14 protein-coding genes and 1 tRNA gene are annotated in these 19,199 nt (G+C 69.7%); 8 read left to right on the top strand and 7 right to left on the bottom strand.

Annotated features, from left to right (window positions below; genetic code table 11):
- Window positions 1-129: 129 nt before the first annotated feature.
- A complete protein-coding gene (locus IE278_RS22150; RefSeq protein ID WP_189774904.1) occupies window positions 130-2,139 on the top strand; it encodes an acyl-CoA dehydrogenase family protein in 2,010 nt (669 codons plus the stop codon).
- A 342-nt stretch (window positions 2,140-2,481) separates the two neighbouring features.
- Here the strand turns inward: IE278_RS22150 and IE278_RS22145 are convergent, their stop codons facing one another.
- The 3 genes from IE278_RS22145 to IE278_RS22135 all read right to left on the bottom strand — a co-directional run bounded on the left by IE278_RS22145 (window position 2,482) and on the right by IE278_RS22135 (window position 6,360).
- Window positions 2,482-3,810 carry an enolase C-terminal domain-like protein gene (locus IE278_RS22145; protein WP_189774902.1) on the bottom strand — a complete coding sequence of 443 codons (1,329 nt, stop codon included), beginning with the start codon at window positions 3,808-3,810 and terminating at the stop codon, window positions 2,482-2,484.
- A 58-nt stretch (window positions 3,811-3,868) separates the two neighbouring features.
- Window positions 3,869-5,206 (bottom strand): gluconate:H+ symporter, encoded by a 1,338-nt coding sequence (locus IE278_RS22140; RefSeq protein ID WP_189774900.1) that lies wholly within the window; start codon window positions 5,204-5,206, stop codon window positions 3,869-3,871.
- Between the two features lie 125 nt (window positions 5,207-5,331).
- Complete coding sequence (locus IE278_RS22135; RefSeq protein ID WP_189774898.1) at window positions 5,332-6,360, bottom strand: 5-dehydro-4-deoxyglucarate dehydratase; 1,029 nt, start codon at window positions 6,358-6,360, stop codon at window positions 5,332-5,334.
- Window positions 6,361-6,573: 213 nt separating this feature from the next.
- Here IE278_RS22135 and IE278_RS22130 point away from each other — a divergent pair, with 213 nt between their 5' ends.
- Together IE278_RS22130 and IE278_RS22125 are read left to right on the top strand one after the other, a co-directional pair.
- Window positions 6,574-7,335 (top strand): IclR family transcriptional regulator, encoded by a 762-nt coding sequence (locus tag IE278_RS22130; protein ID WP_246570516.1) that lies wholly within the window; start codon window positions 6,574-6,576, stop codon window positions 7,333-7,335.
- Window positions 7,336-7,833: 498 nt separating this feature from the next.
- Window positions 7,834-7,906, top strand: a tRNA-Arg gene (locus IE278_RS22125).
- Window positions 7,907-7,953: 47 nt separating this feature from the next.
- Here the strand turns inward: IE278_RS22125 and IE278_RS22120 are convergent.
- Together IE278_RS22120 and IE278_RS22115 are read right to left on the bottom strand one after the other, a co-directional pair.
- Window positions 7,954-9,627 carry a site-specific integrase gene (locus tag IE278_RS22120; RefSeq protein ID WP_189774894.1) on the bottom strand — a complete coding sequence of 558 codons (1,674 nt, stop codon included), beginning with the start codon at window positions 9,625-9,627 and terminating at the stop codon, window positions 7,954-7,956.
- Window positions 9,624-10,304 (bottom strand): helix-turn-helix domain-containing protein, encoded by a 681-nt coding sequence (locus IE278_RS22115; RefSeq protein WP_189774892.1) that lies wholly within the window; start codon window positions 10,302-10,304, stop codon window positions 9,624-9,626. The genes IE278_RS22120 and IE278_RS22115 overlap by 4 nt, the downstream gene beginning before the upstream one ends.
- Before the next feature lie 95 nt (window positions 10,305-10,399).
- Between IE278_RS22115 and IE278_RS22110 the strand changes: the two genes are divergently transcribed.
- The 5 genes from IE278_RS22110 to IE278_RS22090 all read left to right on the top strand — a co-directional run bounded on the left by IE278_RS22110 (window position 10,400) and on the right by IE278_RS22090 (window position 15,998).
- A complete protein-coding gene (locus IE278_RS22110) occupies window positions 10,400-10,630 on the top strand; it encodes a hypothetical protein (protein ID WP_189774891.1) in 231 nt (76 codons plus the stop codon).
- Between the two features lie 227 nt (window positions 10,631-10,857).
- Window positions 10,858-12,141 (top strand): DUF3631 domain-containing protein, encoded by a 1,284-nt coding sequence (locus IE278_RS22105; protein ID WP_189774889.1) that lies wholly within the window; start codon window positions 10,858-10,860, stop codon window positions 12,139-12,141.
- Window positions 12,142-12,591: 450 nt separating this feature from the next.
- Window positions 12,592-13,383: a DUF2637 domain-containing protein gene (locus tag IE278_RS22100; protein WP_189774887.1), complete on the top strand. Its 792-nt coding sequence runs from the start codon at window positions 12,592-12,594 to the stop codon at window positions 13,381-13,383.
- A 342-nt stretch (window positions 13,384-13,725) separates the two neighbouring features.
- Window positions 13,726-14,277, top strand: coding sequence for a MobC family plasmid mobilization relaxosome protein (locus tag IE278_RS22095; RefSeq protein ID WP_189774885.1), 552 nt, complete (start codon window positions 13,726-13,728; stop codon window positions 14,275-14,277).
- 5 nt (window positions 14,278-14,282) lie between these two features.
- Window positions 14,283-15,998, top strand: coding sequence for a relaxase/mobilization nuclease domain-containing protein (locus IE278_RS22090; RefSeq protein ID WP_189774883.1), 1,716 nt, complete (start codon window positions 14,283-14,285; stop codon window positions 15,996-15,998).
- Window positions 15,999-16,004: 6 nt separating this feature from the next.
- On the opposite strand, the gene IE278_RS22085 is transcribed toward IE278_RS22090, so the two are convergent.
- Window positions 16,005-17,021 (bottom strand): hypothetical protein, encoded by a 1,017-nt coding sequence (locus IE278_RS22085; protein WP_189774881.1) that lies wholly within the window; start codon window positions 17,019-17,021, stop codon window positions 16,005-16,007.
- An 80-nt stretch (window positions 17,022-17,101) separates the two neighbouring features.
- Window positions 17,102-19,183, bottom strand: a complete 2,082-nt coding sequence (gene fxlM / locus IE278_RS22080; protein WP_189774879.1) for a methyltransferase, FxLD system — start codon at window positions 19,181-19,183, stop codon at window positions 17,102-17,104.
- Window positions 19,184-19,199: the final 16 nt, after the last annotated feature.

Genomic DNA, 19,199 nt, shown 5'->3' with positions numbered 1-19,199 from the left:
TCGCGCTTCTCTGCGCTCCCCGAGCGAGCCCCCGCACCTCCCCCAGGCACCTTGAAAAGAAAACCGGTTGGTACGTATCTTCGTGGGGCAGTGGTCCGCATCCGACCGGTCCCACACCAGGGGAGTTCGATGTCCGTGCCCGCACACACGAAGACCCACCCCGTCGCCGACGAACTGGCCCGGCTCCTCTTCGAGGACGCCGACCGCGAGCGCGTCCACGGGCCCTGGCGCCGGCTCGTCCGCCGCCAGGAGTTCGCCTACCGGGCGGAGCTGTCGCCGCAGGAGCGGACGGCACTCTCGTACGAGCGGCTGCGGCTGCTCAACGAGGCGGTGGGCGATCCGGTGGCGCTGGCGGCCGACCCGCACCGTCTCGCGGGTCTGCACGAATGGACGGGGCCGGTGGACGGCGGGCTGACCACGCTCGCGAGCATCCACTACAACCTCTTCCTCGGCAGCGTCCTCGACCATGACGGCGGCCGTGACAGGGACCTCTCCCCCTATACGTCCCTCCAGCGCACAGGAACGTTTCTGTGCACGGAGTTGGAGCACGGCAACGACGTGGCGTCGATGGAGACGGTCGCGGTGTTCGACCGGGTGACGGGTGGCTTCCGGCTGACGACGCCCACCGAGGGCGCGCAGAAGTTCATGCCCAACACCAGCCTGACCGGCGGGCCCAAGACGGCCGTGGTCGCGGCCCGCCTCCTCGTCGACGGCGAGGACCGGGGAACGTTCCTCTTCCTGACCCCGCTCAGCGACGAGAGCGGCCACCTGCCCGGCGTACGGGTCCGGCCGCTGCCGCAGCGCACCGGCACGCCGGTGGACCACTGCCTCACCGCGTTCGACCAGGTGTGGCTGCCGCGTTCGGCCCTGCTGGAGGCCGAGCACGGGCGGCTGGCCGCCGACGGGACCCTGACCAGCAGCCTCGGCAACAGACGCAAGCGCCTCCTGCGCTCGATCAACCGCGTCACCATGGGCAAGCTCTGCATGAGCGCCGGCACGCTCGGCATGTCCCGCGCGGCGCTGACGATCGCGGTGCGTTACGCCCACAGCAGGCTGGTCGCCGGACCGAAGGCGGGCGAACGCATCCCGGTGGCCGCCCACCGCAGCCACCACGGCCGACTGCTGCACGCGCTGGCCACGGCGTACGCGATGACGTTCCTGCACCGGTCGACGGTGAGCCGATTCGCCGCGCACGCGGCGGAGGAACGGGCGGAGATGGAGCGCGAGGTGGCCGTGGCCAAGGGGTGGATCACCTGGCAGGCACGGGCGATCACCACCGAGTGCCGCGAACGCTGCGGCGCGCAGGGGCTGTTCCCGGCGAACGGTCTGGCCGACCTGCCCCTCAACATCGAGGGCGGCATCACCGCGGAGGGCGACAACCTGGTGATCTGGGTGAAGGCGGCGTCGGAAATGGTCTTCGGCCACCAGGTGACGCGCCGGGCCGCCACCGGGGCCCTGGGGGATCCCGGCGGCCACGGTGGCACGGGGAACCCTGGAGATTGCGGTGACCACGGCGGTCCGGGGAACCCTGGAGATCCCGGCGATCACGGCGGTCCGGGGGACCCTGAAGATCCCCGCGCCCCTTACGCCCCCTACACCGCCAACGCCGCCAACGCCCCCTGCTCCCCCCGCGACCGGGAGATCACCGAGCTTCCCTTCCTGCGTGACCTGCTGGCCGATGTCGAGCGCATCTGGCAGGACCGGGCGCGTACCGCTCTGCGCGAGGGGCCCTCGGGTGACCCGGTCGGCCGCTGGAACGTCACCTCGGACGCGGCGCTGGAGATGGTCTCCGCGCACGCCCGGCTCCGGGCGGCCGACGCGTTCCTGGCCGCGATCGCGCGGACCACGGATCCCCGGGCCGGCCATCTGATGCGGAACCTGTGCCGGCTGTTCCTGCTGAGGGAACTCGGTCCGCACACAGGTGACTTGCTCGCGGAGGGCCGCCTCACGGCCGATCACGTACGCGGTCTGCCGAAGGCGGTCGACACGGTACTCGGCGATCTGGCGCCGCACCTGATGACACTGGTCGACGCGTTCGACCTGCCGGCGGAGGTACTGTCCAGCATCCCGATCGCCAGCGGGGGATCGGTCGGCGGGACCACGGCGAGCGACGACTTGGTGGGTGCGGCCCACTATTGAGGGCGAGTCGTCCACCTGCGGCCCGGTGGGGCCCGGGTGCGCCGTTCCCCGCGCCCCTAAAGGGCGCAGCCCCGCTTCCAGGGGCGCGGGGAACTGCGCGGCCAACCCCGACGCACCCGCACCCGAACAACAGAGCCAGGCCGCAACCCCGCTCTTTAGGGGCGCGGGGAACGGCGCAACAAGCCACGACGCAACCGCAACGAACAGCCGGGCCAGGGCACAGCCCCGCCCCTCAGGGGCGCGGGGAACTGCGCACCCAGGCACGACGCACCCGCAGTCAAAAACGCCGGCCCGGGGCGCAGGGGCGTAGCCCCGCCTCCTAGAGGCCCGGGGCGGACCCCGTCAACGAACCAGGCACGGCCTCTTCGCATCGAACCGCCAGTCAGGCACCAGATACCGCATCCCCACCGCATCGTCCCGCGCCCCCAACGCCTTCTCCAGATACAGCTCATGCGCAGCCATCACCCGCTCCATGTCCACCCGCACCCCCAGCCCACCCCCCTCCGGCACAGCGATCTCCCCGTCGACGATCCGAGGCGGGCTGACGGTGAGCCGTTCCAGCCCCTCCTGCCAGATCCAGTGCGTGTCCAGCGCGTTGTACTCCCCCGGCGCCGCCGCCCCGCAGTGCGTGACCATGGCGAGCGAGATGTCGAAGTGGTTGTTGGAGTGGCACCCCCAGGTCAACCCCATCGCGTTGCACAGTTGAGCCACCCGCACCGACCCCTGCATCGTCCAGAAGTGCGGGTCGGCCAGCGGAATGGACACCGACTGGAGCGCCAACGCGTGCGTCATCTGCCGCCAGTCCGTCGCGATCATGTTCGTCGCCGTCGGCAACCCGGTCGCGCGCCGGAACTCCGCCAGGATCTCCCGCCCGGAGTACCCGTCCTCCGCCCCGCACGGATCCTCGGCGTAGGCGAGCGTGCCGACCAGCGGTTTGCACAGTTCGACGGCCTCGCGCAGCGACCACGCCCCGTTGGGGTCGAGCGTGACCCGCGCCTGCGGGAAGCGGCCCTTCAGCGCCCGTACCGCCTCGACCTCCTCCGCCCCCGCCAGGACCCCGCCCTTGAGCTTGAAGTCCCGGAAGCCGTAGAGGTCGTACGCGGTCTCGGCCTGCCGGACGATCGCCTCGGGCGTGAGCGCCTCCTCGTGCCGGACGCGGTACCAGTCGACGTCCGCATCGGGCTCACGCACGTACTCCAGGTCGGTCCGGCCGGGGTCACCGACATAGAAGAGGTAACCCAGTACCCGTACGGACGACCGTTGTTGACCGTCGCCGAGGAGCGCCGCGACCGGTACGTCGAGGTGCTGGCCGAGCAGGTCGAGCAGCCCCGACTCGACAGCCGTCACGGCGTGCACGGTGGTGCGCAGGTCGAAGGTCTGGGCACCGCGACCGCCCGAGTCACGGTCGGCGAAGCGGTCCCCGATCGCCCGCAGAACGCGCTTGTAGTCGCCCACCTTCGCGCCGACGACCAGGGATTCGGCGTCCCGCAGTGTCCGGGTGATCTTCTCGCCGCCGGGCACCTCCCCCAGTCCCGTACGGCCTTCGGAGTCCTTGAGGACCACGATGTTGCGGGTGAAGTAGGGGCCGTGTGCGCCGGAGAGGTTCAGCTCCATGGAGTCGCGGCCGGCGACGGGGTAGACGGCGAACTCGGTGACGGTCGGCTGGCTCATGCGTATCGGAGTCCTTGGCTGAGGAGGGGAGGAGAGGGGGATCACTGGGCGGGGTGGCTCAGAGGCTGAGGAGGTCGAGGGTCCACTCCATCGCCAGGACGCCGCCCAGGCCGAGGACAGCGAGGACGGTCGTATAGGTGGTACGGACCTTGATCGCTTCGATGACCGAGAGGTTGAAGTACTCCTTGAAGAGCCAGAATCCCGGGTCGTTGACGTGGGAGAAGGCGATCGAGCCGCAGGACACGGCGAGCACCATGATCTCGGGGTGGATCCCGCTGCCCGCGAGGAGCGGCAGCACCACGCCGGAGGCGGTGACGACGGCGACGGTCGCCGAGCCGAGCGCGACGCGCAGGATGACCGCGATGAGCCACGCCAGGATGATCGGCGAGATGGACCAGCTGTCGGTGGCGTCCTTGATGTAGTCGGAGATGCCGCCTTCGACGAGGACGTTCTTGAAGGCTCCGCCCGCGCCGATGACCAGCAGGATCATCGCCATCGACTGGGCGGCGGAGGTGCAGGACGTGTTGACGTCCGCGAGGCTGCGCCCGATGCGCGGTCCGAACGCCCAGATCGCCAGGAGCAGGGTCAGCATGAGCGCGATGGGCGCCGAGCCGATGAAGGCGACGAAGTGCAGGAACGGGCTGTCTCCCGAGGCCACCATGTCGACGACCGCGGCGCCCGCGATCAGTACGACGGGGAAGAGCGCCACGGACAGCGACCAGCCGAGGCCCGGCATGTCGGCGTCCTCGAACTCCCGGTCGCTGACCAGTCCCTTGGGGATGGCCGGGTCCATGGCCCTGATGAACGGCAGCCGCGGCCACAGCAGGGCGATGAACGCGCCCACCGGCACGGCGATGAACAGGCCGTAGAACAGGGTGTGGCCGACGGAGGCGTGGAAGGTCGCGGCCACCGCGGTGGGGCCGGGGTGCGGCGGCAGGAAGCTGTGCATCGTGGACAGGGCGATCGACATCGGCAGGCCGACCCAGAGCAGCTTCGCCCCGGTGACCCTGACGAGGGTGAACGCGATCGGCACGATGATGATGAACGCGACCTCGTAGAACATGGTCACGCCGATGAGCATGGACGTGACCACCATGGCCACCTGGACCCAGCGCGGCCCGAACGCGTCCAGCAGCCGGCCGGCTATCCGCTGGGCGGCGCCGGAGTCCCCCATCACCCGGCCGACCATGGCGCCGAGCCCGATGGTGAGCATCGTGTCGCCGATCTGGCCCCCGATGCCCTCCGAGAGGACGTCCGGGATGTCGGCCACCGGAATGCCCTGGACCAGGGCGACGCCCACCGCCACGAGCAGCAGCGCGGCGAAGCCGTTGAGTTTCATCCGGGTCATCAGGAACAGCAGCACCAGAACGCTGATCCCGACTACGAGCAGAGGCATGCAGTTCCCCTTTGAACTGGCCGTGAGTCAAGCGGTGGATCGGGGGTGGTACGCCGGCAATAACGTCGGACGGTCGTACGTCAGGCGGCCGTACGTCGGACGGTCGTACGTCAGGCGGCCGTACGTCAGGCGGTGGCGCGTCGGCGGGGCGCTCCCACCAGGGCGAGGCCGGTGTCGAGGATCGCCTCCAGCTCGGCGAGGTCGGCGGCGCCGGGATCGGTGAGCGGGGCCCGTACGGTTCCGACCGGCAGACCGCGCAGCCGGGCGGCGGCCTTGACGAGGGACACGGCGTATCCCGGTACGCGGTCACGCAGTTCGACGAGCGGGACGTAGAAGTCGCGCAGGAGCTTGGTGAGCGTGGCCTCGTCGTTCCCCCGCAGCGCGGTGAAGAAGGCGCTCGCGATCTCGGGGGCGAAGGCGTGGACCGCCGACGAGTAGGCGGGGACGCCGACGGTGGCGTACGCGCGGGCCTGGATCTCGGCGGTGGAGGCCCCGTTGAAGAAGAGGAAGCCGTCGGGGGCGGCGAGCGTGAGCCGCTGCAGCCGGTCGAGGTCGCTGTGCCCGTCCTTGAGGCCGATGACGGTGGGGATCTCCGCGATACGCCGCAGACTGTCCGCGGTGAAGGCGACCTGCCCGCGCTGGTACGCGATGAGCGGCAGCCGGGTGCCTGCGGCGATCCGGCGCAACTGCCCGACCAGGCCGTCCTGCGGGGCGCCGACCAGGTAGTGGGGCATCACGAGCAGGGCGTCGGCGCCGGCCTCCTCGGCGATCCGGGCGAAGCGCAGGGCCTGCGCCCAGCCGTAGCCGATACCGGCGACCACCGGCAGACGGCCATCGGCGATCTCGACCGTGGCCTCGACGACCGCGCGGTACTCGTCCTCGTCGAGCGAGAAGAACTCCCCGGTCCCGCAGGCGGGAAAGACGGCACCGGGGACGACGACGCCGGGCCCGGAGGCCAACTGCCCGGCCAGATAGCCCCGGTAGCCCTCCAGATCGAGCCCGCCACTACTCCTCCCGCTGACGGTGCTGCCGTCACCCTCGCCTCCCTCGCCTCCCTCGTCGCGGAAGCTGGTGAGAGGAAAGGACAGCACTCCGTCCGCCATACCGTCGCGCAGCCGCTGGACCACGGCTTCGATCTCCGCGCTGTACCGCATTACTGATCTCTCATCTCTATATGCAGATGACGTACATGTATGAGAACGGAGGTTAGGTCGGTGAACCGGAGCCGGTCAATGGGTGCGACAGCGCGGATTTACGATGAGGCCATGCCGGAGAGCAGCGGGGGCCGCGAGGTACGGCGGGCACAGGGAGCGCGGGAAGAGGGATCGCCGGCAGGAAGGGCACAGGGGGCGCGGGGAGTGCGCGGGGTGAAGTCGGCGAGCCGCACGGTCGCGCTGCTGGAACTGCTCGCCGCACGCGGTGACCGCCCCGCCCGCCTGGACGAACTGGCCGAGGAGCTGGACGTACCGCGCAGCAGCATGTACCAGCTGCTCCAGACCCTCATCGACTGCGGCTGGGTGCGCTCCGACACGACGGGATCCCTGTACGGCATCGGGATCCGCGCCCTGTTCACGGGCACGAGCTACCTCGACAGCGACCCGCACGTCCGCCTGGTACGCCCCTACCTGGACCAGGCCTCGGACGCGCTCGGCGAGACGATCCACCTGGCCCGGCTCGACGGCCCGGACGTCGTGTACCTCGCGACCCGCGAGTCCCACGAGTACCTCAGGACCATCAGCAGGGTCGGCCGCCGGATCCCGGCCCACGCGGGCGCGCTCGGCAAGGCCCTGCTCGCCGAACGCCCCGACGCCGAACTCCCCCTCCCCGACGGCCCGTTGCCCGCCCTCACCGAGAACACGCACACCACCAGGACCACCCTGCTCACCGACCTCGCGGAGGTACGCGCCCGCGGTTACTCCATCGACCGCGAGGAGACGGTGCCCGGCATCGCGGGCTTCGGCTTCGCCCTGCGCTACGACTCCCCGGCCACGGACGCCATCAGCTGCTCGATACCGGTGGCCCGCCTCAACGAGACCCACGAGTCCCGGGTGATCGCGGTCATGCGGGAAACCCGCACAAAGATCGAAAACGCGCTTCCGTCGACTTCGGGGGCACCGGACTGGCGGTGACGGGGGTACGGACGCGCGGCACGGCGACTGTGACGACGACCGACATCCACACGGAGGGTCACGCAGGTACTGACTGACCGCTACCGAGCCCTCGGGTGACCGGGTGCCGGGTGGCCCGGTGGCCGGGTGGCCCGGTGGCCGAGTGGCCCGGTGGCCGAGTGGCCGGGTGGCGGGTGGCCGGGTGGCCGGGTGGCGGGTGGCCGGGTGGCCGGGTGGCGGGTGGCCGGGTGGCCGGGTGGCCGGGTGACCACCCCACCAGATCCTCGCCCGCGCCCCACGGGTTCCGGGCCCGGTGGGCCACCCCAAGACCTTCCACCCATCACCCGCCTGAGCCCGATCCGGTACCCTGTGGTGCGAGCGTCCTGGCAGGCGCTGCGGCACGTGGCGCGGTCTCCCGCACCTCGTACCGCGGCAAATGATCCAGACCGCTCAGGGCTTGACCGGGAGACCTGGCCACGACTCATCACCGAGTCCGACGCAAGGCCTCACACAAGCCCCGCCTTCGTAGCTCAGGGGATAGAGCACCGCTCTCCTAAAGCGGGTGTCGCAGGTTCGAATCCTGCCGGGGGCACAGCGCATTACGCCGCTGACCTGGGGTTTACCTCCCAGGGAGGCGCTCTACTCGGCCTCGGACTCCTCGTCCGGGGCCGTTTGCGTGAGCGGTGCGTGAGCGGACGGAGAGTTGATCTCCCGGATATCGCCCAACGGATCAGCATCACCCGGCACGCACTCTGGACCAGGATCCTGCGCTTCTTCGGGCTCGGCCGGCGCTTCAGGGACGGTTTTTTCGGACGTAGCGCGGGCGCGCGGGACGAGCCGGGCTGCGGCCTCGGCGATCGCCAGGTCCGCTTCGGGGAGCAGGCTCGTGTACGTGTCGGCCGTGATGGTGATCGAGGAGTGGCCGAGCATCTCCTGGATGTCCTTCAGGTCGGCCCCGGCCGCATGGGCAAGAGTCGCGGCACCGTGGCGGAGGTCGTGGAGCCGAACCGGCGGAAGGTCGATCTCCTCGTACAGCTCGATGAACCGCCGTGTGACGTTGGCGGGGTGGAGCATCTCACCGTTTTCTTTGGTGAAGACGCGACCGGTCTCCACCCAGGCGCTCTCCCACTCCTTACGGTCCTTGTCCTGCTGGGCACGGTGGCGTCGCAGAGCCTGGACCGTGTCGGAGTCCAACGCGATGGTGCGCGCGCCAGCGTCGGTCTTGGGATCGTCCTCGTAGACCTCCCAGCCGTTCACGACAAGTTGCTTGGCGACGGTGATGAGACCGGCATCTAGGTTGGTGTCGGTCCACTTCTGCCCGCACGCCTCGCCCCTCCGCAGCCCGCGGAACGCGATCAGGTGGAACAACGCGTATAGGCGGTCCTCCGCGACATGGTCGAGGAAGAGGCCGGCGTGCTCCGGCGTCCAGACCATCACCGCCGACGGCTTCTCGCCAGTGCGCTTCCAATGAAGGATGCGTTCCTCGGTCCATACGAGGGCCTTGGGTCGCTTGCCTGCCTCCAACTCGACGTGAGCAGCCGGGTTGAAGGTGATGAGCTGCTGGGCGATCGCGGCGTTCAGCGCGGCCCGCAGGGTGGAGCGGACGCGCTGGCGCGTGGCCGGGCCGACGATGCGGCGGTAAGGCTCCATTTCGGCGATGGCCGCCTTCATCACCTTACGGTGGGCACGGTGCTCGCGCCCCTTCCAGGGAATCTGGGCCAGATCCTCGAACGCCTTGCGGCGGGCTGCATTGCCTTCGGCGATCTCGACATTGGCCTCGGCGATGGCCTCGAACGTCTCCGACAGGTGGGCGACCCGGAGGCGGTCGAGCCGGTAGTGCCCGATCCGCGGTTTGAGGTGTACCCGGATGTTGCTCTCGTCGCGGCTGATGGCGCTCTGCCGCCCCTTCTTGCCCGCCAGCCACATGTCCAGCCATTCGCCGACCGTGAGTCGGCTCGTCAAGTCCAGGCCGTGGCTGAGGCGCTTTCGGGTCGCCTCAATGTCCGGCAGCGGCGATTTCTCATCGGCCACCTTCTCCAGTAATTCCGCTATCTGGGTCAAGCCCTCGGGGTCGTCGGCGTCGGCGAGGCCGAGAAGCGCTCGGACGTGGTCGAGGTCGCTCTGGGCGGCTTTGAGGGAGTCGTAGCCGGCGCGGCTGAAGGAGCGGCGGGTGCCGTCTTCGCGGGGCGGAAGCTCCTGACGTATGGAGTACGAGCCGTGCTTGCGGGTGGAGAGCTTGGGGCAGTTCTTGCCGAGTGGCTTGCCGGTGTGGGGGTCGCGGCAGTAGCAGCGGCGGTGGGTGGAACCCTTCAAAGATCGTTCTCCTCGGTGAGGTCGGTATCGGGCGGGTCGACGTCGGCGAGTTCCGGTGGCAGGTGCGGTGGGGTGCCGCCGCCTTCGCGGATGAAGGCGCGGGCGCTGCGGAGCCGGTATTTGGCGTCCAGCGCCCTTTCGGCGTAGTCGGCTTGGTCGAGTACGGCTTCCTCGCGTTCGGTCTGGTTGGGCGCTGTCGCAGCTTTCCAACGTTCGTGCTTCTCGCCTTTCAGAGCGACCAGGGCGGCGCGCTCGTGGCGGACGTGGGCGCGGAAGGAGCGGAGCATGTCGTCTTCCATGCCGAATTCCTCGCTGTCGCCGGTGAACCAGCGCATGGCATCCCACGTCGGGTCGGAGTGCTGAAGGGGGAGGCGCTGGACTCGGTCGACGTAGCCGACGGGGTAGAGGAGGCAGATGGGGTAGGTGTGCAGGGCTTCGGCGAGGACGAGGACGTCGACCAGGGGCAGGCTGGCGCGGCGGCCGGATTCCATGTTGGCGATCACGTTGCGCGGGATCGGATGGCCGATCTCTTCGCAGCGGTCGGCCAGGTCCTGGGCGCTCATGCGCAGCTCCTTCCTTCGTCTGCGGACCTCGGCGGCCACTGTGGCCATCACCTGATCCGCCCACTCCGGGACGTCGTCCTCGTCATCTCCAGGATCGAAACCGCGTTGTGTCATGAAGACACATTAGCTCGCTCATGATGGTTGGTGATCGCTTGGAGCCGGACGTGATGCCGCGTTCGCCGAGGGCTCACTCATGGACGGAGCACCGCATGCGCAACAACGAGACGGCCGAGCAGCCCAAGGGCATGGCAAGGGAGGAGCTGCTTGCCCTGCCTGTCTCCGTTGACCTGGAAACCGGCAACCGGGCACTGGGCTTGGGGCGGAGCAAGGGTTACGAGCTGGCCAAGCGCGGCCAGTACCCGTGCAAGGTCCTGCGCCTGGGCAAGGCGTACCGGGTGGTGACCGCCGACCTGTTGAACCTGCTGGGCCTGGCCGCATGACCAGCCGTCCCTGTAGCAGATGCTTCTGCGCTGAGCTGACACAGAAACGCTGGACTGTGGCTGGGCGCGGACGTACTGTCCGTGTTCCCTCGCCCCGGCCAAGGAAGCGAGAAAGCCCCCGGCGGGCCAACGCCGGAGGCTCAGCACACTCCACTGCCCGCATTCCAACGAACGACCTGCGTGGGTCGGGCCTGCAAGCCCGACGTCACCGGATAAGGAGCTGCCCTGTGCAACCTACGACACCCGAGCCGCATTCCGCACCCGGCAAGGCGGTATGGCCGGCGGTCGCGGTGCCCGGCCGGCCCGGCCAGGCGACCCTAGCCGCCCCGGTGGCCGACGACGGGGCACCGGATACGCTCCCGGCGGCTCAGCCCGCCGAGGAGACGGTGCCGGACCCGGAGCCGACACACGGCTCCGAGCTGCTCGACGAACTGCGTGCGCAGGTAGCCCAGTTCGTGATCATGCCCTCCCAGCCTGCGCTGGACGCGGTCACGCTATGGGTGGCGGCGACGCACCTGCAGCCCGCGTGGCAGCACGCCCCGCGCCTGGCGGTGGTCGGGCCGGCGAAGCGGTGCGGCAAGTCACGGCTTCTGGACGTGCTCACCGAAACGGTCCACGAGCCGATGCTCACCGTCAACACCACACCCGCGGCGATCTTCCGCTCGATCACCGACGAGCCGCCCACCCTGCTGGTGGACGAGGCGGACACCATCTTCGGCACCCCGAAGATGGCGGAGAAGAACGAGGAGATGCGCGGCCTGCTCAACGCCGGTCACCAGCGCGGCCGGTACGTCACCCGTGTCGTCGGAAACGACCACACGCCCCACAAGTTCGCCACCTTCGCCATGGCGGCGCTCGCGGGGATCGGCGACCTGCCCGACACGATCATGGACCGGTCCGTGGTCATCCGCATGCGCCGCCGGGCCGAGGGGGAGAGCGTCAAGCCCTTCCGTTCCCGCCGCGACACCCCGGCCTTTCACGACCTGCGCGACCGGATCGCCGCATGGACACGGCCGCTCCTCGACGAGGCCGCGGACCTGGAACCGGCCATGCCGGTGGAGGACCGCGCCGCCGACACCTGGGAGCCCTTGGTGATCGTCGCCGGCCTCGCCGCCGGACGATGGCCCCGCCTCGCCCGCGCGGCGTGCGCGCAGATGGTCACGGCCGAAGCGGCAGCCGAGGAGGACCACCCCAGCTCAGCGCGGATCCTCGCCGACATTCGGCGGGTCTTCGTCGCCCAGCGAGAGGTCGACAGCCTCTCCACGGACGAACTCCTCCATCACCTGCGCCAGGACCTGGAAGGTCCCTGGGCGGAGTGGGGACGCAACGGGCTGAGCCCGCGTGAGCTCGGCTCGCTGCTGCGCGACTTCGACATCAGGCCCGGCAACGTCCGCCTCGTCGACGGCACCCAGCGCAAGGGCTACACGCGCAACAAGTTCCTCGACGCGTGGCGCCGCTACTGCCCGAGCGTTCACCCGGTCGGCACCGGCCCCGCCAGCAGCGAGGGCTGAGACTCCACCCCGCCCCCGGTTGCCGTCCTTGCCGTCCCTGCAGTAATCCCGCAGGTCAAACGGCATACGTGCAAGACGGCAACCGGGGCCAAGACGGCAACACGATCATGGTCGTCCTGCTGTGCGCAGGGACGCCGTCCGTATCCGTCTCGTGCCGTCCCGGACGTCCCCGCCGTATCGGCGCAGGTCACAGTGCATGCCGCCGGGACGGCACGACGGAACCGATCCGTCCCCGGCCACCGAACCGCAGCCCTCACCACCCGTGCGCGCCCCAAGACGCGTCGGCGCCTCCGGGACGGAACACCGAACCCTCTGCCGTACCGGCCCTGACCTGCGCCTGCAACGGCAAAGACGGCAAAGACGGACCACGCCACCACCCCAGGAGAACCCCGCTTGACCACCCTCTCCACACCCACCCACCGAGACCGTCATCTTGGCGAAGCACCGCCGATGACGACCAAACAGACCGCGGAGCGATACACGCTCATCGCAGCGGGAACCGTCATCGTGGCGCTCACCGCCGGCGGGTTCTGGCTCTCCTACGCGCACCTCGCCGAGGTCGCCGGACAGCACGGCCTCAAGAACTCCCCGGTCCGCCAGTGGGCCTGGCCCGCGACCCTGGACGCCTTCATCATCGCGGGCGAACTCCTCATGCTCCGTGCGGGCCTGCGCCGCGTCACCGACGGCTGGGCCATCGCCCTGACCGCCACCGGATCGGCCGGCTCCATCGCGCTCAACGTGGCCGGGGTTAGCGGCACGGGCAACGCAGACACCGTGCCTCTGCTCGACTACGTGGTCGCCGCGGTTCCCCCCACCGCCGCCCTGCTGGCCTTCGGAGTCCTCATGCGGCAGATCCACCAGCTCGTCGACCACTCGGACCCAGCACCCGTCCAGACGCCGAGACGACCGGTCACGGCGCCCGCCAAGCACGCCGAGCCACCGGCCGAGGCGATCCAGCTCGCTGAACTTCCGGTCGCCGGATCCGTCCAGCCGTCGCAACCGCCACCCACGGTTTCGGAGAGCAGGCCACGCGGTGGCCGTCCGCCAAAGGCCACCCTCGCAGAGCTCGTGGAGATCGGCCGGATCACCCTCACAGAGCACGGCACACTCAGCCGCTCCCTTCTCCGGAAGGCCGTCAAGGACAGGGACTTGACGATCGGCAGTGAGCGGCAGACCGAGGTCATGGAGATCCTCCGGCCCGACATAGAAGCCGCCGCCCAGACCGGTCCCAACAGCGGCTGACCGGAACCCCTGCTGGGGTGACCGGAACCCTTCCGGTCACCCCAGCCAGCCGGCTGGCCGCCACCCGCTCGCCGCTGCTCATCCACACCTGTGGACGGCGCGCTGACCGCCGGCCCTCAGTCCGCCCTTGCCCACCGACGCCCCTGCCTCGCCCCTTCCGGAGAACCGCCTGTGACACACGCCCCGTACCAGCCCGACCACACCCCCGACGAGCCGCCGCCAGCGAAGTCCCCTACCCTGATCGGGCGTTTGCAGCAGGTGTTCGGACGAGCTGCCCCTGGCGGAGCCAGTAGTACCCCGAGTCCGACTCAAGGCCGGACTTCGGGGGTCTCCGCCCCGGGGGTGGCGGAGACGGCCCGGCACCAGGGGGCGCCGGAGCAGGGGGTCAGAGTCGGGAGCGGCTCCGACCCGGACACCCTTCACTCAGTCCAGCGAGCCGTCCTGCGCTCCGAAGACGTCCCAGCCATCGCCGCCGGCGAGCCTGCCGTTCAGAGCGTGCAGCCCACAATCCGTCGCTTCACCGGCACCAAGCGCAACGACCGGGTCGGCCCACTGCGTTTCACCGGCGATCAGCGAGCCCGTCTCCAGGAGGCCGCTGCCGAGCACGGCTACAAGGGCGACTCCGGCTTCGCCGCCGACATCGTCCTCGCCTTCATCGTCGGCCGGTTCACCGCCAACCTGCCCCTGTCCGAGGACCGCCGCCGCACCCATATGTTCCGCGCCCAGGTGTTGCGCCAGCTCAACCGGATCGGCGTCAACGTCAACCAGATCGCCCGTGCCCTCAACAGCGACCACACCCCACCCGACATACGTCAACGCCTGGACGAACTCCATCACCTGCTGGAGCTGATCGCCGAGGCCCTGCGCGAGCCCACCGACCGGCGAGAGGACTGACCAGCGTGATTGCCGCCATCAAGCCCGCAGGGACCAAGACCCGGGGCCTGCTCGCCTACCTCTACGGCCGCGGCACCCACGACGAGCACTTCGACCCGCACGTCGTGGCCGGCTTCGCAATGCTCGGCATGCCCGACCCCGGCCGCGACGAGAACGCCACCCTCACCGAACTCGGCCGCTACCTCGACGAGCCGGTCGCCTTGCGCAACGGCGAGTTCGGCAAGCCGGTCACCGACCACGTCTGGCACTGTCCCATCCGCGCTGCACCCGAGGACCGCTACCTCTCCGACGCCGAGTGGGGAGAGATCGCCCAACGCATCGTCAAGGCCGCCGGCATCGCTCCGGCCGGTGACGACCTGGCCTGCCGCTGGATCGCCGTACGCCACGCCGACGACCACATCCACATCCTCGCCACCACTGTCCGTGAAGACGGCCGCCGCCCCAAGCTCCACGACAGCGGTCTCCGCGTCGGCGACGCCTGCCGCGAAATCGAGAAGGACTACGGGCTGCGCCGCCTGAAGAAGGGGGACCGCACCGGTGCCCGGCGCCCCACCCAGGCCGAGATGCACAAGGCCGAACGCCTCGGCTGGGACCAGCCCAGTTCCGAGTGGCTCCAGGACCGTATCCGTGCCGCCATCCCCCACGTGTCAGGCGCCGAAGAATTCATCGCCTACCTCGAAGCCAGCAGCATCGAGGTCCAAGTCCGACGCGGTCCGTCAGGAGACCTCCTGGGATATGCCGTCGGCCGCCCCGGCGACCTCAACGAGGCCGGCGAGCAGATCTACCACCCCGGAAGCAAGGTCTCCCCCGACCTCTCCCTGCCCAAAATCAAGGCCCGTCTCGAATCCAGCCGGCCCGAAGAACACCCCACCGCCCGCCGCAGCCACTCCAGCACCCCCTGGCACCAAGCCGCCGACGCCCTGGACGCCCTCCACACCGACCTCGCTGACGACACCCACGTCCAGGCCCACATCACCGCCCTCGGCGAACTGATCGAAGCCACCGCCCAGAAGGCACCCGTCCATCTGCGTACCGAACTCCAGGCCGCCTCGAAGGCGTTCGCACGGGCCCAGCGTTCCCAGATCCGGGCGGAAGACCGTGCCGCCCACGCCCTGCGCCGTGCGGCACGCGACATCGTGCACACCGCCACCGGACCCGATAGCAGCGCCTTGGCCGCCCTGGTCGCAGCGCTTGTCTGGGCTGCCATCGTCGCCGGGCGCTGGCACGAAGCGAAGAACCACGCCCACCAGGCCGATGCCGCTCGCCAGGCCATCCAGCACCTCCAGACGGTCGCCGACCGCGCCCTTGCTCCGACACTCGCCGAACTCACAGCCCGCCTGCCCAAGGAGGAAGCCCGCCGCGTTCTGGCTGGCGACGTACGAGCAGCGGTCCCCGATCACGCCGAGCGAATCCTCGCCGACCCGGCCTGGCCCGCGCTTGCCACCGTTCTCGCCGACGTCGAAGCCCACGGCCACCGGCCCCATCAGCTCCTCAAGGAAGCCGCTGCCCAGCGCGAACTGGCCACCGCTCGCCAACCCGCCCGTGTACTCATCACCCGCATCCAGCACACCGGCCGAAACCCGGTGCCCAACCGTCGTGCCGAAGCCGCCCGCCGACGCTCGACCACCGCAGGTCCGGTCTCCACCCAGCAGACCCATAACGGTCACCTCCCATCGGCAACTACGACGCCTACCGAACAGCCGCACCGACAGCGCCGATAGACACCGTCAGAGCCGCAGGGGTTGCGTTCCTGCGGGATCGGAGGAACGCGCGAGGCTTTCCCGGATCACACGGTCGCTGGCACGCAGAGCTGTCGTCAGTTCTTCTCGCAGCTCGTCCGGGAGGGTCCCTGTGCCGAGGGCGCAGGCGTGCACCAGCATGTGACAGTCCTGTACCTGCCGGTCTGTGGCGATCTCGGTGAACAGAGGATGAGTCAAGTTCTCGCGGGCCGCGTAGCCGTCCTCGGCGTCCGTCGTCCTGCGGTGGAGGTCCTCGACGATGCGGTGCGCGGCAAGCGCCTCGGCGGAACCGATCGCGTCGAGGACTGTGAGTCCGAGTCGGATGTCGAAGACGGTCATCCCGGGTTCGGTCTTCCGTTCGGAGTAGGCCGTCACCAGGTCCGCCAGATGGCCGTCGATCGGCTGTCCGGCGTCGCGGCGGCACAGAACGGCCAGGCATGCCGTGACGGCTTGCTCCCATTGATCGCCGGGCATCGTGTCGGCAAGAAGGAGAGCGGCCCACGCTGTGTCACCTGCGGCGAGGGCGGCGAGGAGTACGCGCCACAGCCACGCGCGAACCTCTTGGCGGTCTTCGTCGGTAGCAGTGAGGTCCGCGGGTACGTTGACGCTCTCGAACCGGGCGGCTGTGCCCGTCTCGACGGCCTTGTACAGGTCAAGCAGTCGCTGGCGCCCCTCATCTGCGTTGCCGGCGCGGATCTGGAGACGGGCCAGGTTGACGACGGGTTCCAATCCCCGGATCGCGCTCATGCCGGGGAGGGGGCAGGCGTGGAGGTAGGCGGCGGCGTGCTGGTGGCACATCTCGCGGGCTTGATCGGGAAGGTCAAGATCGGAGGCGATGAGCGCGGCCTGGTTGTAGACGGCCGATGAGAGCCCTTGATCGCTCTTCTTCACAGCGGAGTCGGCGAGTTCGACGAGGCTGCGCACACGCTTGGGCAGAGGCAGGCAGGCAGGCCGGAATCGGGCGACGAGCGGGAAGCGCTGCGCTGTGGGGCCGTGCGGATCCATGAGTCCCCCCATGTGCGGGTGAGGGCTGGTGGGGCGACGGTGCCCGCGTGCCGCGGGCACCGTCCGCTACGCGTGGGGCGTCATCGCCAGTCGACGACGATGCGGTTCAGCGGGGTGTCGAGGGCGAAGAGACCGGGGCGCTGCTCAGTCTTGGGGGCGTCGAGGAGATGGATCTCGAACGTGGCCTCACAGTCGCGGTAGTCGCGGTCCCAGGTGCGGATGGCGTCCGCGACCTTCGCGACCAGCTCGTCGCTCCCGGGCCCGTGGCCGATGACACCGAACTCCCAGAGCTTGTCGCCCTCGGCGGTCTTCTCCTTGGACACGCGCCGGGCGAGGTAGGTGACGGCACCCTTGTCGACGACCGCAGTTGACGAGGGGTAGGGGTCCTCCGTGAGCAACGTGCCCTTGGCGCTCTGGGGGAATAGCATCCGGATCAGACCGGAGGGAAGGGAGCAGGCGACAAACAGTTCCATCCACTCCGGCGACTCCATGGCGCGGACCGTCATGCCGGTCCACTCCTCGGTGCGCGGCTGATCAAGTACACCTGCGAGGGCCTCGGCGTCGATGCTGAGGCCGGCGGGAGCCTGGAGTCGTACGGCGCCGTCCGTACTGAGCGGGATCACTCGGCGGTCGTCATCGGCGATGCCCCGCCGAAGCGGCATGAAGGTGTTCATCTCGCTGCCGACAGATACCCACCGGCCGTCGCGCTGCTCGTAGGCGATGGAGCGGGACACCGTGCCCTTGAGGCGCTGGGGGACGAGAAGACGGCCGCCGGGGACGAGCTGCTGCAGCCAGGCGTGTGGCACGCCGTGCGCGCCCACGGTGGCGATGATCCGGTCGTACGGCGCGGCTTCGGCGTAGCCGAGAGCCCCGTCCCGAGTCAGGGCTTCGACGTTGGTGATCCCGGCGGCGGTGAGGTGTGCGCGGGCACCTTCCACGAGGTCGTCGTCGACGTCGAGGGTGGTCACGTGCCCGTTCTCGCCGACCAGGTGGGCAAGGAGCCCTGCGTTGTAGCCGGTGCCGGCGCCGAGTTCGAGGATGCGTTCGCCGGGCTGGGCTTCGAGCTGGTCCAGCATGAGACCGACGACGCCCGGCTGGGAGGCGCAGGAGATGGATGTGCCGTCGGTGTCGTACTTGATGTGCACCGGTGCGTTGGCATAGGCGTCTTCGAGCGACGCGTCGGGCACGAACACATGGCGGGGCACAGTCCGCAACGCGGTCTCGACGGCGGGCATGCGGGCATGTCCGTCCGCACGGAGCTGGTCGACCAATGCGTTGCGGAGGCGCTCGGCGTCCGCCGTGAGGGTGGTGATCGTGTCGATGTTCACCGCGCCGACGCTATCGATGCCGGCCGTCGCCTCGATGGGCGACTCGGTGTGGTCACTCGTTCCCATGACTACCTCTCGTGCGATGTGGGACAGGGCGCTCTGGTCGTCCCGGAGGAGACCGGCGCGGTTGGCGTGGAAGATCATGTGGTGGGCGATAACGGCTCGCAGACCCCGGGTGAGAGCGCCCCGGTCTGCGAGGTCGACGAGCATGCCGCCGGCCCGTTCGAAGGCGGTCACCCATTCCTCGTGCGCATCGAGTGGGCCACCCGGGCGGCAGAGGCTGTGGGCATCGGCGGTCATGAGTTTCCGCATGGTCGGGACCAGTTCGGCAGCTCGCTCGGGCGCTTGCGGAGCGGAGGCCGGTCGAAGAGCCGCCACCTTCGTCCATACGTCGCCCTGTTCGAACCAGTCGAGTCCGGCGCCGCGCATCATGGCGCTCGCCAGCAGGACGGCGGTCTCCCGGCGTCCCAGGTGCTTCGGACTCGTCTGATAGGTGAGCAGGTGGCGGGAGTCGCTGTGGAACAGTTCGTGGGCTGCGGCCATGGCTTCCGGGCCGCCGAAGGCGTCGGTCTCGGGCTCGTAGACGCAGGGCAGGCACGACACGGCCATGCCGTCGTCGATGAGATCGCTTAAGAGCGACTCAATGGCTGGTGAGGGCTTGTCCGCGAGGTACCGCAGCGGCCAGGGCTGCTTGTTCATGAACCACCAGCCGGTGAGCTGCCCGTCAGCCTCGGCTTCGATCAGGGCGGGGCCGAGGCGCTCGGCGATGGTGTGCCGGGCGCTCTCACGGTCGACGAAAGTGATGTTGTGCTGCTGCCAGTGGTCGGGAGACATGGAGGTCCTTCGGTCG

Origin of the sequence: Streptomyces tauricus (assembly GCF_014650955.1) — a bacterium.
Taxonomy (GTDB): Bacteria; Actinomycetota; Actinomycetes; order Streptomycetales; family Streptomycetaceae; genus Streptomyces; species Streptomyces tauricus.
This window is presented reverse-complemented; position numbering and strand designations above follow the sequence as displayed.

What these genes read in the sequence shown, in the direction of transcription:
- IE278_RS22150 (WP_189774904.1), top strand. Translation starts at nt 130, where the DNA reads ATGTCCGTGCCCGCACACACGAAGACCCACCCCGTCGCCGACGAACTG.
- IE278_RS22145 (WP_189774902.1), bottom strand. Translation starts at nt 3,810, where the DNA reads ATGAGCCAGCCGACCGTCACCGAGTTCGCCGTCTACCCCGTCGCCGGC.
- IE278_RS22140 (WP_189774900.1), bottom strand. Translation starts at nt 5,206, where the DNA reads ATGCCTCTGCTCGTAGTCGGGATCAGCGTTCTGGTGCTGCTGTTCCTG.
- IE278_RS22135 (WP_189774898.1), bottom strand. Translation starts at nt 6,360, where the DNA reads ATGCGGTACAGCGCGGAGATCGAAGCCGTGGTCCAGCGGCTGCGCGAC.
- IE278_RS22115 (WP_189774892.1), bottom strand. Translation starts at nt 10,304, where the DNA reads ATGACACAACGCGGTTTCGATCCTGGAGATGACGAGGACGACGTCCCG.
- IE278_RS22110 (WP_189774891.1), top strand. Translation starts at nt 10,400, where the DNA reads ATGCGCAACAACGAGACGGCCGAGCAGCCCAAGGGCATGGCAAGGGAG.
- IE278_RS22100 (WP_189774887.1), top strand. Translation starts at nt 12,592, where the DNA reads ATGACGACCAAACAGACCGCGGAGCGATACACGCTCATCGCAGCGGGA.
- IE278_RS22085 (WP_189774881.1), bottom strand. Translation starts at nt 17,021, where the DNA reads ATGGATCCGCACGGCCCCACAGCGCAGCGCTTCCCGCTCGTCGCCCGA.
- fxlM (WP_189774879.1), bottom strand. Translation starts at nt 19,183, where the DNA reads ATGTCTCCCGACCACTGGCAGCAGCACAACATCACTTTCGTCGACCGT.